This window comes from Cellulomonas sp. KRMCY2, from assembly GCF_000526515.1.
Classification (GTDB): domain Bacteria; phylum Actinomycetota; class Actinomycetes; order Actinomycetales; family Cellulomonadaceae; genus Actinotalea.
Window position 1 is genome coordinate 2,824,799 of the sequence record NZ_JAGF01000001.1, and the last position, 14,305, is coordinate 2,839,103.

The window sequence follows — 14,305 nt, forward strand, 5'->3', positions numbered from 1 at the left end:
TCAGGCCTCCGGCGCTGCGATGACGTCGATCACGCCGGTGTACATGCCCATCGCGCACGAGTAGTAGAGGCGACCCGGCTCCTGCGGTGTGAAGGTCAGGACGTTCACGCCGGAGTCGAGCAGCACGGTGCCCAGGCCGAGCTCCGGGGCGTACAGGGCACTGGCACAGCTCGGGGCGACCGAGTCGATCTCCCACCGCACCTCGGTGCCGGCCAGGACGGTGGCCTCGGCCGGCTCGTAGCCGTCGGCCGCCTGGACGGTGCGGAGCACCTGGACGCCGTCCCCGAGCGTGACGTTCGCCGAGACGGCCGTCGCGGTCGGGCCGGTGCCACCGGTGCGGCCGGGCGCGAGGATCGTCACCGCGCCGGAGAGGTTCACCGCGGCGAAGGCCAGCACGGCGACCCCGGCGAAGCGGAAGAACCGTGGGGCGAACGAGCCCCGCACGACGGAGGTGAGCCCGCCGATGCCGAGCAGGCCCGGCACGGTCCCGAGCGCGAACAGGGCCATCACGAGCCCCGCGCGCACCGGGCTGCCGGTCGACAACGCATACAGCTGGACGGCCTGGGTGAACCCGCACGGCAGCAGGAAGGTCAGGCCGCCGAGCACGGCGGACCGGACGTCGCCGTAGCCGCCGGTCGAGGCGCCGTCGAGCCCGAGGCGGGCTGCGAGCCCGGCCGGCAGGGCGAGCGTGCGACCGGCGAGGCGGGGGGAGACCCTGGTCAGCTGGAGCCCGACCGCGACCATCGCGAGCGAGACGACGATCGTGACCAGGGCGAGCGTGCCGCCACTGAGGCGGACGACCGAGCCGAGCGCGCCGAGCGTCGCACCGAGCACCCCGAAGCCGAGCACCCGGCCGGCGTTGAAGGCCAGGTGCGGGCGCATCCGCTGGGCGCTCGAGGCGTTCGGGTGGCGCTCGGCGTGCCGCGCCGAGACCGCGAGCACCAGCCCGCCGACCAGCGCCATGCACGTCGAGACCCCGGCCGTCAGACCCAGCAGGACGACGACGGCGAGGCTGCCGCCCGATGCCGCGGCGCTCAGGCCCCCGGCGAGCTCACCGAGACCGGCGGCCCGCACGAGGATCGCGAGCACCGCGATCACGACGACAGCTGCGGCGACGTCGGACCAGACCCGTCGGTCCCGGCTGATCCAGGCCCGGTCGTCCTCGCCCAGCGCGTACCCGGCGTGCGCGACCGCATCGACCAGGGCGGGCCGGGGAACCCTGCCCGACGTCGTGACCCGGGCCGTCCCGCGGGTGGCGGAGACGCGGACGTGCTCGACGCCGTCGACCGCGCGCAGGGCCTTGCCCACGCGCACCTCGCAGGCGCGGCAGGTCATCCCGCGCACGGGGAGGTCGAGCTCGGCCACAGGTGCTCCTTGGTGTGTCGATGAGGCCCCCTACGGTAAGTCCCGGTGGATGCCGGGGGAATGGGACCCGGCCGTGGCCGGCAGGTGCAGGCGGAACAGTTCGCCGTCGGTTATGGTTGAAGCGTCAACAACTCCCGACCGGAGGCCGCCGTGAACCGAACCGCCGTCAACCCGACCGCCGCGAACCGAACCGCTGAGGAGCTCATCGCCGACGACACCGCGATGGGACCCGTCACGCTGCACGTCGCCGACCTCGACGCGATGACCGCCTACTACCGTGACGTGATCACGCTGCAGGTGCTCGGCGCCGAGGCGTCGAGCGTGACCTTGGGACGCGGTGCCGTCCCGCTGGTCGTGCTGCGCCACGGTCCCCGGCTGGCGACCTCGTCGCCCAACCAGGCAGGCCTGTTCCACACCGCCGTCCTCTTCGACAACCCCACGGCGCTCTCCGGTGCGCTGGCCTCCGTCGCGCGGCACGGTGCGGACACCTACACGGGCAGCGCCGACCACCTGGTGAGCCTCGCGTTCTACCTGACCGACCCGGAGGGCAACGGCGTCGAGCTCTACGTCGACCGTCCGCGCGAGGCGTGGGACTGGCGCGGCGGGCAGGTCCAGATGGCGACCCTGCCGCTCGATCCGCAGGCCTTCATCGCCCGGCACCTGACGCCAGCGGCGGAGCAGAGCCCGCAGGATGCGGCCGCCGTCGTCGGGCACGTCCACCTCCAGGTCGGGGACGTCGCGACGGCACGCGCGTTCTACGTCGACGCCCTCGGCTTCAGCCCGACGTTCGAGATGCCCAGTGCGCTGTTCGTCTCGGCCGGCGGCTACCACCACCACCTCGCGATGAACACCTGGCGCAGCGCGGGGGCCGCCCGGCGGGCCGTCACGCTCGGCCTCGGCGAGGTGACGATCGACCTGCCCACCGCCGAGGATCTCGGCCGGTTGGCGGAGCGGCTGCGCAGCAAGGGCGTCACGGTGCGCGACGACGGTGCGTCCCTCCTGGTCGAGGACCCCTGGGCGAACCTGGTCCGGCTCCGCGCCTGACGAGCGGCCGCCGGTGGTCGCCCGGCGAACCTGGTGTCCGTGGTCCTGATGTCCCGCTCGCAGGATGTCCCCTTGTGGGCCACACGTCCTGACTCGAGCGGTTGCTCGGCGGCAGTTCGACACTCTCGCCGCGCGGACCAAGGGACCTTCGGCCCAGGCCCGCGGTCGAAGCGGGTATTGCGTGGGACCTACGGGGCAGACCTCCACATGCCTGTCCCCATCGCAATGACGCGACCTGGAGGACGACTCTCATGAAGGCACTCGTGTACCACGGACCTGGCCGGCGCAGCTGGGATGACGTACCGGACCCGCACGTGATCAACCCCTCGGACGCCGTCGTCCGGATCGACACCACGACGATCTGCGGAACCGACCTGCACATCCTCAAGGGCGATGTCGCAGCGGTGACCGAAGGCCGGATCCTCGGCCACGAAGGCGTCGGCACGATCGTCGAGGTCGGCCCGGCGGTGCGCAACCACGCCGTCGGCGACCGCGTGATCATCTCCTGCATCAGCTCGTGCGGGGTCTGCAGCTACTGCCGAAGCGGCAACCCGTCGCACTGCCTCGCCGACGAGGGCACCTCAGGGATCGGCTGGATCCTCGGCCACCTGATCGACGGCACGCAGGCCGAGCTCGTGCGCATCCCGTTCGCCGACACCTCGCTCTACGCCGTGCCGGCAGGCGTGCGCGACGAGGCAGCCGTGCTGCTCTCGGACATCCTGCCGACCGGCTTCGAGATGGGCGTGCAGTACGGCCAGGTCAAGCCCGGCGACACGGTCGCCGTGGTGGGTGCCGGGCCGGTCGGGCTCGCTGTCATGGCGACGGCCGGCCTGTACGGCGCCGCTCAGGTCGTCGCGATCGACCTGGACGAGAACCGCATCGCGAAGGCCAGGACCATGGGCGCGACGCACGGCGTGTGCTCGAAGGACGCGGACTGGAAGGAGCAGGTCCTCGCCCTGACCGACGGCTACGGCGTGGACGTCGCGATCGAGGCCGTCGGCATCCCGGCGACCTTCCGGATGTGCACCGACCTGGTGCGTCCCGGCGGGCACGTCGCGAACGTCGGCGTTCACGGTCGAGCGGTCGAGCTGCCGCTGCAGGACCTGTGGATCAAGAACATCACGATCAGCATGGGCCTGGTCAACACCGACACCCTGGGCATGCTGCTCAAGCTCGTCGCGCAGAACAAGCTGCCGGTCGACGCCTTCGTCACGCACCGGTTCGGGCTCGACGACGTGATGGGTGCCTACGACACCTTCGGCGACGCCGCGACGAGCAAGGCGCTCAAGGTCGTGATCAGCCGCTGACCGACGGGTCGCAACCGCCCGGTTCGCCGGGTCCCGTGCCGCACCAGGCACCGGGGCCCGACGACCGCGGGCCCCAGGCAGGCGGGTGCGGGCCGACGGTGGACAGGCGCGAGCCGACGGCGCCCGTCGTCCCGCTCACCGACCTGCGTGGTGGTCGAGGAACGCGTACACCTCCGCCTCGTCGACGCCGGGGAACGTCCCGCTCGGCAGCGGGGCCAGGACGTGCGCGTGCACGGCGGCACTCGGCCATGCGCTCGGCGCCCACTGCTCGGTGAGGCCCGGGTCGGGCAGCCGGCAGCACGTCGGGTCGGGACAGGTCGACCGTGTCCGGGCGGTGGTCTCGCGGCCCCGGAACCACTTCGCCGAGGCGAACGGCACGCCGACGCTGATCGAGAAGCCTCCGGTCGAGGAGGCACCGGTCTGGGTCGAGGACCAGTACGTGCCGATCGGTGTGTCGGTGTACTGGTGGTACTCCGTCGTGCGGTCCTTGCGTGTGAAGGCCTGACGTGCCGGCCACTGGCGACACACCAGCTGGCCCTCGATGGCTCCCGTACCGTCGCTGGGGAAGGGCAGGCCGTCGTTCTCGTAGCCCTTGTACAGGGCGCCGTCGTCGCCCACCCGCAGGAAGTGCAGGCGGATCCCGAGGTGCGCGGTGAGCAGGTTGGTCATGCGCTGCGCCGCGGTCTCATGGGTCGCCCCGAACGCGTCGCGGAAGTCCTCGACCGCGAGGTCGCGCGCCTTCTTGGCCTCGCTCAGGAACGTCACTGCTGTCGACCTCGGCAGCAGGCAGGCGGCGGCGAAGTAGTTGATCTCGACCCGCTGCCGCAGGAAGTCCGCATAGCTCGTCGGTCGTCGGTGGCCGAGCACCCGGTGAGCGATCGCCTGCAGCGCGAGCGACCGCAGACCGTGCCCGCCCGGGATGGACGCCGGCGGCAGGTAGATGCGGCCGTTGGCGAGGTCCGTCACGGTGCGCGTCGAGTGCGGCAGGTCGTCGACGTGGATCAGGGTGAAGCCGAGGTGCTCGGCCATCCGGGCGACGCTGCGGTGCGTCAGCGCGCCCGCGGTGTAGCCACCGGTCCGGAGCATCTGCTCGGCGGCGGCCTCGATCTCGGGCAGGTGGTTGTCGCGCTCCCGCATCCACCGGCGCAGCTCCGTGGTGGCCCTGCGCGCCTCCTGGGGCGTCGCGATGGCCGCATCGGCCCGCCGGACGAGCTCGGTGTGCAGACCGACCAGCGACTCGAGCGCCTCGATCGACAGGGTGCGGCCGGGTCGGACGACGGGCAGCCCGAGGGAGGCGTACACGGTGTGCCGCTGAGCCTGCTCGAGGGCGATCTCGAGCGCCGCGCGCCGCGTCGGTGGGGTCGGGCTCAGCAGGTCGCCGACCTCGACACCGACGGCTGACGCGATGGACTGGAGCAGCGAGATCCGCGGCTCGCGGTGCCCGTTCTCGACCAGCGACAGGTGGCTCGGGGTCACCCCGACGGCCTTGCCCAGGTCGTCGAGGGTCATCGAGCGTGCGGCGCGGAAGTGGCGGATCTGCCGGCCGAGCGTCAGCAGGTCGCCACCGACGGCCGGCGTCGGCAGGACCGCGTCCTGGAGGTCGATGACGGCCGGTCGGGAGCGTTGCAGCTCGTCGGCGGGTGGAGCGTCGGCCATCGGATGACAGTAGCGAAAGATGTCGGGTTCTTCGCGGGTCGGGCGGGTTGAAGCCGTGCCAGGATCGAGCCACCGTGGACACTGCACGATCCGCGGCGTGGGGACGTGCCCATCCGGTGGCCGGCGCAGCGCCCGGTGAGCCGGAGCGGCGGCCGAAGCGAGAGGCAGACCATGACCGACCTTCAGGACCGTCCCGACCTCGTCCTGCCGGGCGCCGGGCCGCGGGGCGGGTGCGCGAACCCGACCGGCGCCCGGCCGACCGCCCATCAGACCCTCCTCGCCTGGGTCGACGAGATCGCCGGGCTCACGCGGCCGGAGGCCGTCGTGTGGTGCGACGGCTCGCCCGGGGAGTACGAGGTGCTGTGCGACCTCCTCGTCGAGCGTGGCACGTTCATCCGCCTCGACCCCACCCGGAGGCCGCGCAGCTTCCTCGCCCGGTCGACCCCCGACGACGTCGCCCGCGTCGAGAGCCGGACCTTCATCTGCTCGGCGCTGCAGGAGGACGCCGGGCCCACGAACAACTGGCGCGAGCCGGGTGTCATGCGCGGCGAGCTGGACGCGGTCTTCGCCGGGTCGATGGGCGGCCGAACGATGTACGTCGTGCCGTTCTCGATGGGGCCGGTCGGCTCGCCCCTCGCGCAGTACGGCGTCGAGATCACCGACTCCCCCTACGTCGTCGTCTCGATGCACATCATGACCCGGGTGGGCCGGGCCGTCCTCGATCACCTGGGCACCGACGGCACGTTCGTCCGCGCGGTGCACAGCGTCGGCATGCCCCTGGTCGACGACGCCGGGAGTCCGCGGGACGACGTCCCGTGGCCGTGCAGCGCGACGAAGTACATCACCCACTTCCCCGAGACCAGGGAGATCTGGTCCTTCGGCTCGGGCTACGGCGGCAACGCCCTGCTCGGCAAGAAGTGCTTCGCGCTGCGGATCGCCTCGGTCATCGGCCGGGAGGAGGGCTGGCTGGCCGAGCACATGCTCATCCTGCGCGTCACGTCCCCGCAGGGGCGGGTGTTCCACCTCGCAGCGGCGTTCCCGTCTGCCTGCGGAAAGACCAATCTCGCCATGCTCGACCCGACGGTGCCGGGCTGGACGGCCGAGACCCTCGGCGACGACATCGCCTGGATGGCGCCGGGCGCGGACGGCCGGCTGCGCGCGATCAACGCGGAGGCGGGCTTCTTCGGCGTCGCGCCGGGGACGGGGGAGTCGACGAACCCCACGGCGGTCCGGATGGTCGCGAGCGACACGATCTTCACGAACGTGGCCCTGACCGACGACGGTGACGTGTGGTGGGAGGGCCTGACCGACGACGAGCCGGCCCATCTGACGGACTGGCAGGGTCGTGACTGGACCCCGGCCGGCGGGCGACCAGCGGCGCACCCCAACGCCAGGTTCACCGTCGCGGCGGAGCGCTGCCCGTCGATCGCCGACTCGTGGCAGGACCCCCAGGGGGTGCCGATCGACGCGATCCTCTTCGGTGGCCGGCGCGCGACGAACGTGCCCCTCGTCGCCCAGGCACGCGACTGGGCGCACGGTGTCTTCCTCGGCGCGACGATCTCCTCCGAGCAGACCGCGGCTGCCGAGGGGACGGTCGGTGCGCTGCGGCGCGACCCGTTCGCGATGCTCCCGTTCTGCGGCTACAACATGGCCGACCACTGGACGCACTGGCTGAGCATGGGCGAACGGCTCGGCCGGGACGCCCCGGAGATCTTCTGCGTGAACTGGTTCCGCAAGGGGGCCGACGGGCGGTACCTGTGGCCGGGCTACCGGGAGAACTCCCGGGTGATCGAGTGGATCCTGCGCCGGGTCGAGGGGACGGCCGACGCGGTCGGGACCGCCGTCGGCCTCGTGCCGACGCAGGCTTCGCTGGCGCTGGACGGGCTGGCGCTGCCGGCTGAGGACCTGGCCGAGCTCCTGCGCGTCGACCCCGATGCCTGGCGGGCCGAGTGCGACCTGACGCAGGAGTGGTTCGGCCAGTTCGGCGACCGGTTGCCGACCGCCATGACCGAGCAGCTCGAGGGCGTCCGCGCGCGGCTCGTCGGCTAGCGCCGGCCCTCACCGCGGCGGACGAGGCCGGCCGGGGCGACGAACCACGCGATCACGAGGAAGGTCAGCAGCGCGCCCGCCGCGACGACTGCAGTCGTCCGGCCGGCGACCAGGTCGAACACGAGCAGGACCACGCCGCTGACGACCAGGGCCAGCGCCACCAGGGCGACCCGCATGATGTGGTCGGCTGCGGTGACCAGGGCCCACCGCGCGTGCTTGCGGAAGAGCCACCGGTGCAGGCTCACCGGGGCGACCATCAACCCGGTCGTCACCGCAGCCAGCAGGACCAGGCCGAGGTACAGCCGGCGCTGCTGGTCGCTGAGCTCAGTGAACCGCTGCTGGAACGGCACCGTCAGCAGGAAGCCGGTCAGGATCTGGATCCCGGTCTGCGTGACGCGCAGCTCCTGCAGGATCTCGTTCCAGTTGCGGTCGAGCTTCTCGGTCGGCGTCTCGTGCCGCTCACCGTCCGGCAGCGGTCGGTCTCCGGCCGGGGGTCCGACGTCGCGCCCCTGCTCCGCCTGTGACGGCTGCTCCGCCTGTGACGGGGGCGGTGTGACTGACTCCATGCGGACATGGTGCGCCCCCGCTCGCAACGAGGCGAGCGGGGGCGAGCGGTGCCGTCTCACCCGCACAGGGAGTGGCGAGCACCATTCGACCCGAGGGCCGGATCATCGCTCTCGCGGTGACTCTGAAGCATTGACCAGAACATAGCCTGCCTTTGACCTTCGCGCACCGGAGACGACGAGATCCGTCGCGCCTTCTGTGACTGCCACAGGTCCTGCTGCGTGACCGGATCGGTTCGTCCCACCTAGTGGCCACTGCCGGTCCACCGGACGATCATCATCGGACCACCGACCGAGACCGGATCGAGACCGGACCGTGACCGTAACGAGACCGACGGGGCGAGGCGGGTCAGAGGTAGCGCAGCGGGTCGAACTCGGCCAGCGGGATGATCCGCAGACGCGGCAGGTGCACGTTGAAGGCCTGGACATCGGACTCGAGGTCGAAGATCTGCAGCCCGCCCTCGGTCAGCTGCTGCAGTGCGCTGCTGGTGAACTCCTTGAAGGCCAGCATGCCCACGTTGCGCCCCGGCGCGAGCAGCGCAGCGAGCTGAGGGGCGAAGTCGCCGTCGTGGCTGGCCAGCAGGACGTCGCCCACCCGGTCGGCCAGTGCGTCGAGAGTGCGCTGGATGCCGATGTCGACGACCTTCTCGTACGACTCGCCGGCGAGCGGGATCGGCTGGAAGCCGATCGCGACGAGGGCCTGCACGAAGGACATCGGCATCGTGCCGTTCGAGGCGTTGAGGAAGAAGAGCCCCTTGACCTCGTCCCCGCCCCACACCGACCTGGCGAACTCGAGCACGCGCTCCCAGCGCGGCCGCTCCTCGGGTGCGGGCCGGGCACCGAGGATCGAGCCGCCGAGGGTCGCGTCGATGTTCTCGCCGTCGACCAGCACGTACGTCATGCGTGGGTTCGAGGTCTCGGTGCCGGTCGTTGTGGTCACCGGGCCAGCGTAGGTGTCGCGCCTCCGGTGTACCTAGGCGACGGGCGCAGGCCCGCGCGGCTCACCCGGGCAGGTCGGGACCGCCGGCGTCCGCGACGGCGGGCCAGGTGGCAACCCATCGATTCATCGGATGTCTTGACCGCGCCAGCAACTCGGGCCAATCTGGTCACGCCGGGGGCTCGTGGGAGCGCTCCGAGTCCCGTCGCACCGTCGCCGCGGGACCTCCTCCCACGGCGACACGGCGCGCTCGCCGAGATCCATCACCCGGCCGCCCAGCGGCCGGCCCGACACCGGGAGACCCGTATGGCAACACATCAGTCCCGTCGCCGATGGGGCATCGCCGCCCTGTCTGCCTGTGCACTCCTGCTCGGCACCGCCTCGGCGGCCACGGCAGCCAATGACGTGCTCGACCCGTCGAGCGACCTGTTCGTCGACTTCCACAGCTCGACCGTCGAGGCTGCCGCCGGGTTGACCGGCCAGGCCCAGGCCGACGCCCTGCTGCTGGGGAGCTTCCCCGGCAGCTCGTGGCTGACCCAGGGCACTCCCACCGAGGTCCAGGCCGAGGCCCACGAGATCGTCACAGCCGCGGCGGACCAGGGCCAGGTGCCGACCCTCGTGGCCTACAACGTGCCCTTCCGTGACTGTGCCCAGTACTCGGCCGGCGGTGCCACGAGCCAGGCGGAGTACGAGGCGTGGATCGACGGCCTCGCCGCCGGCATCGGCGACCAGGAGGCCGTCGTCATCCTCGAACCGGACGGTCTGGGGATCATCCCCTGGTACACGACCATCGACGGCGGGCTCGAGTGGTGCCAGCCGGTCGAGGCCGACCAGGCGACGGCCGCGGCCGAGCGGTTCGCGATGCTCAACCACGCGGTCGACGTGTTGACCGCGCTGCCGAACACCGCGGTGTACCTCGACGGGACCCACACCGGCTGGCTCAGCGTCGGTGACGTCACCGACCGGCTGATCAAGGCCGGAGTGACCCGCGCCGACGGCTTCTTCCTCAACGCCTCGAACTACCAGGAGACCGAGAAGCTGCAGAAGTACGGCACCTGGGTCTCCCAGTGCATCCAGCTCGACCAGGAGTCCTGGTTCGAGCGGCAGTGGTGCGGGAGCCAGTACTACCCGGCCACCCCCACCGACTTCAGCACCTGGGGCCTGACCGACGCCGCCTACGACCAGGCGTACGCCGACACCGGGCTGACCCGGGACCCCGCCGCGATGGCGCACTTCGTGATCGACACGAGCCGCAACGGCCAAGGACCCTGGACGGCGCCGGCCGGCGTCTACCCGAGCCCGGAGGAGTGGTGCAACCCGCTGGACCGCGGGCTCGGCCTGCGCCCGACGACGGACACCGGCGACCCGCTGATCGACGCCTATCTGTGGATCAAGGTGCCGGGCGAGTCCGACGGCCAGTGCCTGCGCGGCACGGCCGGGCCGCAGGACCCGGCTCGCGGCATGGTCGACCCCCCGGCCGGCGGCTGGTTCGTGGAGCAGGCGGCCGAGCTGATCGCGTTCGCCGTCCCGCCGGTGACCCGGCCCACCTGTGAGGTCTCGTACACCGTCCACGGCACGTGGCCGCGCGGCTTCAACACCCAGGTGTGGCTCAAGAACACCGGTACGACGACGATCGACGGCTGGCAGCTGGCGTTCGCCTTCGGCGGCGGTCAGACGGTCGACCACATGTGGAGCGCCTCGTACGAGCAGGTCGGTCAGGTCGTCACGGCGAGCAACCTGACGTGGAACGCGACGATCCGGCCGGGCGCCCGCACCACGTTCGGGTTCATCGGGCGTACCGACGGCGGTCCGAACCCCGAACCGCTGCTCTTCCTGCGCAACGGCGCGGCCTGCACGGTCGCCTGACCGCCGCCCGCGCCCCGCGCCCCGGCCGGGACGACCCCAGTGGGGGCATCCGCGGCCGGGGCGCGCGGCCGGTCCGTCGGACGCGTGGCGGTAGCCTGAGTGCGAGGCTCAGGAGGCCCGCGATGGCCGTGCCGCTGCCCGGAGCCCGCTCTGGTGGGGGCCTCTGGCCACCTCCGACGTCCAGACGCTGCGCCGGATCGCGGTCCAGTCGGGCACAGCGGCCGGCCTCGTGGTCGTGGTCGCGCCGTACCTGAGCGTGCGGCCCGAGAGCGAGCGGGGCCTGTATGCGCTGCTGGGCGCCCTGCTCGTGGCCAAGAGCATCGCGCTGCTGCTCGGACGCCGGTGGCCCGCGCCGGTCGTCCAGCTCGTGGCGGTCGTGCCGGACGTGGTCATCACGGTGATCCTGCTGACCCTGTCGAGCCAGGTGGGTGTGCTGCCGATGCTCCTGCTCGTCTGCGTCCGCTCCGCGGTGACCGTGCGGGTGATCGCCGAGCGCGGTGACCACGTGATGCGTCGGCTCGACGAGCGCGCCAGCAGCGACGGGATGACCGGGCTGCTCAACCGCCGGGGCTTCGTCGACGCCCTGGACGCACTGTGGGCCGCCGACCGGCACGGCCCGCTCACTGTGACGTTCTTCGACCTCGACCACTTCAAGGCCATCAACGACACCTACGGTCACACGACGGGGGACGCCGTCCTGCGGGCCGTTGCGGGCGTCCCGAGCAGGTCGAGCGGCCAGGACGACGTCGTGGGACGGACAGGTGGCGAGGAGCTTGCGATGGCGACGGCAGGCCGGGACGCCCACGCCGCCCACCGGCGAGCCGTCGAGATCGTCGAGCGGGTCGCCGGGCTGCGGGTCCCGTCCGCCGCGAAGGACGAGGGTCGCAACCGGGCCCTGGTCGCCGCCCGTCCCCTGGCCGCGGCCGGCGCCTCAGGGACCGATCAGGGGTAGAGCCCGCGGGTGCGGTGCGCGACGGCCACCCGCTGGACGCTGAGCATCAGTGCGGCGTCGCGCATCGGCAGGCTCTCGCGCCGGGCGACCTCGGCCACACCGGCGTAGGCGTGCAGCATCCGTTCCTCGAGCCGCAGCTCGATCTCGGCCTCGGTCCACCAGTACGCCTGCTGCGCCTGCACCCACTCGAAGTACGACACGACGACGCCGCCGGCGTTGGCCAGGATGTCCGGCACGACGACGACCCCGCGGTCGGCCAGGATCGCGTCGGCGCGCGCCGTCGTCGGACCGTTGGCGCCCTCGACCACCCAGCGGGCCTTGACGTCCCCGGCGTTGTCGTGGGTGAGAACGCCTTCGACGGCCGCCGGCACGAGCACGTCGACGTCCAGGCCGAGCAGCTCCTCGTTGCCGATCGGGTCGCCGCCCTCGAACCCGACGACCGAGCCGGTGGTGCGCACGTGCGTGAGCAGCCGCGGGACGTCCAGGCCACCGCTGCGGTACACCCCGCCGTACTGGTCGCTGACAGCCTCGACCCGGCTCCCGGCGTCGGAGTAGAAGTCGGCCGCGTGCGAGCCGACCTTGCCGAAGCCCTGGATGGCCACGCTCACGTCCGGCAGGTCGAGACCCGCCTCGCGCAGCGCGGCTCGCGTCGAGTGCACCACACCGCGGGACGTGGCCGTCGCGCGGCCGAGGGACCCACCCACCTCGAGCGGCTTGCCCGTGACGACCCCGGGGATCGTGTATCCCTTGTTCACCGAGTAGGTGTCCATCACCCACGCCATGGTCTGGGCGTCGGTGCCGATGTCCGGGGCCATGATGTCCCGCTCCGGACCGATCATCGGCATGATCTCGCTGGTGTAGCGCCGGGTCACCCGCTCGAGCTCGGGCTGGCTGTAGTTGCGCGGGTCGATCGCGACGCCGCCCTTGGCGCCCCCGTAGGGCAGCTCGACGACTGCGCACTTCCAGGTCATCCACATGGCCAGCGCACGGACCTCGTCGACGTCGACGGCCGGGTGGTACCGCAGCCCGCCCTTGCCCGGTCCGCGGGAGACGTTGTGCTGGACGCGGAAGCCGTGGAAGAGCTCGGTCGACCCGTCGTCCCGGCGCAGCGGGATGGCGACGTTGATCTCCCGGCGCGGTGTCGCGAGCATCGCATGCATCCCGGCGTCGTAGCCGAGACGCCCGATCGCGCCCGCGAGCTGCTCCTGCGCCGTTGCCAGCGGCCCTGCGTGGGTGGGCCGGGCGGTGACCGGTGCGACGTCGGGCAGGTGGTCGGGCACGTGGTCGGGCACGGCGTCGGGCGCAGTGGTGTCAGGCATTCCGAGCAGCCTCCTGGTGTGGTGGAGCACGCAGCGGCCCGTACCGGGTACGACATCGGGCCCCGGCCCACTCTTCCACCTCGCCCCCCGACGCGGTGAACCCGCCGTGCGGCGGGCCTCAGCCCACGTACTCGAAGTGCCAGTACTCGGGGTTGGACCCGCCCTCGCGCGCCCAGTCCGGTGCGGCCCAGCCGTACGACGGCGCGTTGGCGACGAGCCAGTCGTACCGGGCCGAGCCGAAGGCATAGGCCTGCCACTCCCAGGTGTCGATGGCCAGGCCGGTGCCGTGGTTGGACGTGCCGGGCTGCGCGGCGAGGCTTCCGTAGTAGTCGCGCATCTGGACCTGGTCGTCGTAGGAGCGGTAGCTCAGGTCGACCGCGATGTTCTCGCCGAACTCGGTCCGGAAGGCCTCGTTCAGCCGGGTCAGCGCGTCCGTGGCATCGGCGCGCAGCCACTGCTGGTTGCCCTGGGAGTCCTGGCACCAGCCCAGCGGGCTCATCTGGGAGGCCGGGATGCGACCGTTGCCGCCGTCCCCGCTCTGGCTCGGTGTGGACGTGTAGAACACCGGGCTGCCGTCGTCCTTGGGTGGCTCGTACGAGCCAGGCCCGCCGCAGTCCGGACCCGCCCCGGTGCTCGGCGGACCACCGAGGGCGGGCTGCGCGGCCGCCTCGGCAGCCTCCTGGGCGGCGCGGGCGTCCTGATCGGCCTGCCACGCGCTCTGGGCCTCGGTGACAGTGGCGGAGGCCGCGAGCATCGCCGCGACGGCCCCGGTGAGCGCGTCAGGCTCCGGGTCGCCGGCCGCCTCGAGCTGTCCGCGGACGGCGTCCATCGTCTGGGCGAGCGCGAACCGGAGGCCGTCGTCGGCCACCTGGCCGGCCGACGCCGCCAGGACGGCGTCCGCTGCGGTCAGCTGGGCCTGTGCGTCGGCCGAGACGGTCGCCCACCGCGAGGCGAGCTCGGCGGCGTCCGCCCGGGCCTGTGCCTGTGCCTCGGAGTCAGCCAGCTCGGCGGCGAGCTCGGCAGCCTCACGATCGGCGTCGGCGTCGGCGGCCGCGTCGGCGGCGGCCGCGCGCGCGTCCTGTGCCTGCCCGGCGCGGACGGTGGCGGCCGTCGCGCCCCCGGCCAGGACGACCACCAGGGCGACGACGAGCATCACCAGCACACGCCGGGTGAGCCACGGCGGACGACGGACCATCCCAGAAGTGTGCGCACCGGCGGCGGCGTTGTCGAAAGCACGTCCCGTCGCA

Annotated in this window: 11 protein-coding genes; 5 read left to right on the forward strand and 6 right to left on the reverse strand. The window is 72.4% G+C overall.

Going from position 1 to position 14,305, the window contains the following annotated elements:
* The gene (locus K415_RS0113420) at positions 1-1,365 is read right to left on the reverse strand and encodes a sulfite exporter TauE/SafE family protein (RefSeq protein WP_024287559.1); all 1,365 of its coding nucleotides are present in this window, start codon (positions 1,363-1,365) and stop codon (positions 1-3) included.
* Between the two features lie 222 nt (positions 1,366-1,587).
* Here K415_RS0113420 and K415_RS0113425 point away from each other — a divergent pair, with 222 nt between their 5' ends.
* Positions 1,588-2,409, forward strand: a complete 822-nt coding sequence (locus tag K415_RS0113425; protein WP_024287560.1) for a VOC family protein — start codon at positions 1,588-1,590, stop codon at positions 2,407-2,409.
* 251 nt (positions 2,410-2,660) lie between these two features.
* Complete coding sequence (locus tag K415_RS0113430; protein WP_024287561.1) at positions 2,661-3,716, forward strand: zinc-dependent alcohol dehydrogenase family protein; 1,056 nt, start codon at positions 2,661-2,663, stop codon at positions 3,714-3,716.
* A 135-nt stretch (positions 3,717-3,851) separates the two neighbouring features.
* On the opposite strand, the gene K415_RS0113435 is transcribed toward K415_RS0113430, so the two are convergent.
* A complete protein-coding gene (locus K415_RS0113435; RefSeq protein WP_155859464.1) occupies positions 3,852-5,372 on the reverse strand; it encodes a helix-turn-helix domain-containing protein in 1,521 nt (506 codons plus the stop codon).
* Positions 5,373-5,543: 171 nt separating this feature from the next.
* Between K415_RS0113435 and K415_RS0113440 the strand changes: the two genes are divergently transcribed.
* The gene (locus tag K415_RS0113440) at positions 5,544-7,421 is read left to right on the forward strand and encodes a phosphoenolpyruvate carboxykinase (GTP) (protein WP_024287563.1); all 1,878 of its coding nucleotides are present in this window, start codon (positions 5,544-5,546) and stop codon (positions 7,419-7,421) included.
* Here the strand turns inward: K415_RS0113440 and K415_RS0113445 are convergent.
* Positions 7,418-7,987 (reverse strand): DUF6328 family protein, encoded by a 570-nt coding sequence (locus K415_RS0113445; RefSeq protein ID WP_081785037.1) that lies wholly within the window; start codon positions 7,985-7,987, stop codon positions 7,418-7,420. The genes K415_RS0113440 and K415_RS0113445 overlap by 4 nt on opposite strands.
* A 346-nt stretch (positions 7,988-8,333) precedes the next feature.
* Positions 8,334-8,885, reverse strand: coding sequence for an NYN domain-containing protein (locus tag K415_RS0113450; protein ID WP_029663771.1), 552 nt, complete (start codon positions 8,883-8,885; stop codon positions 8,334-8,336).
* 342 nt (positions 8,886-9,227) lie between these two features.
* Here K415_RS0113450 and K415_RS0113455 point away from each other — a divergent pair, with 342 nt between their 5' ends.
* Together K415_RS0113455 and K415_RS22865 are read left to right on the forward strand one after the other, a co-directional pair.
* On the forward strand, positions 9,228-10,787 hold the full coding sequence (locus K415_RS0113455; RefSeq protein WP_197024734.1) for a glycoside hydrolase family 6 protein: 1,560 nt from the start codon (positions 9,228-9,230) through the stop codon (positions 10,785-10,787).
* A gap of 235 nt (positions 10,788-11,022) precedes the next feature.
* Entirely contained in the window at positions 11,023-11,739 is a 717-nt protein-coding gene (locus tag K415_RS22865) for a GGDEF domain-containing protein (RefSeq protein WP_155859465.1), read from the forward strand.
* Here K415_RS22865 and K415_RS0113465 read toward each other — a convergent pair.
* Together K415_RS0113465 and K415_RS0113470 are read right to left on the reverse strand one after the other, a co-directional pair.
* Positions 11,730-13,058: a Glu/Leu/Phe/Val dehydrogenase gene (locus tag K415_RS0113465; protein WP_024287568.1), complete on the reverse strand. Its 1,329-nt coding sequence runs from the start codon at positions 13,056-13,058 to the stop codon at positions 11,730-11,732. The two genes, K415_RS22865 and K415_RS0113465, sit on opposite strands and share 10 nt — an antisense overlap.
* Before the next feature lie 118 nt (positions 13,059-13,176).
* Complete coding sequence (locus tag K415_RS0113470) at positions 13,177-14,253, reverse strand: D-alanyl-D-alanine carboxypeptidase family protein (protein ID WP_024287569.1); 1,077 nt, start codon at positions 14,251-14,253, stop codon at positions 13,177-13,179.
* Between the last annotated feature and the right edge of the window lie 52 nt (positions 14,254-14,305).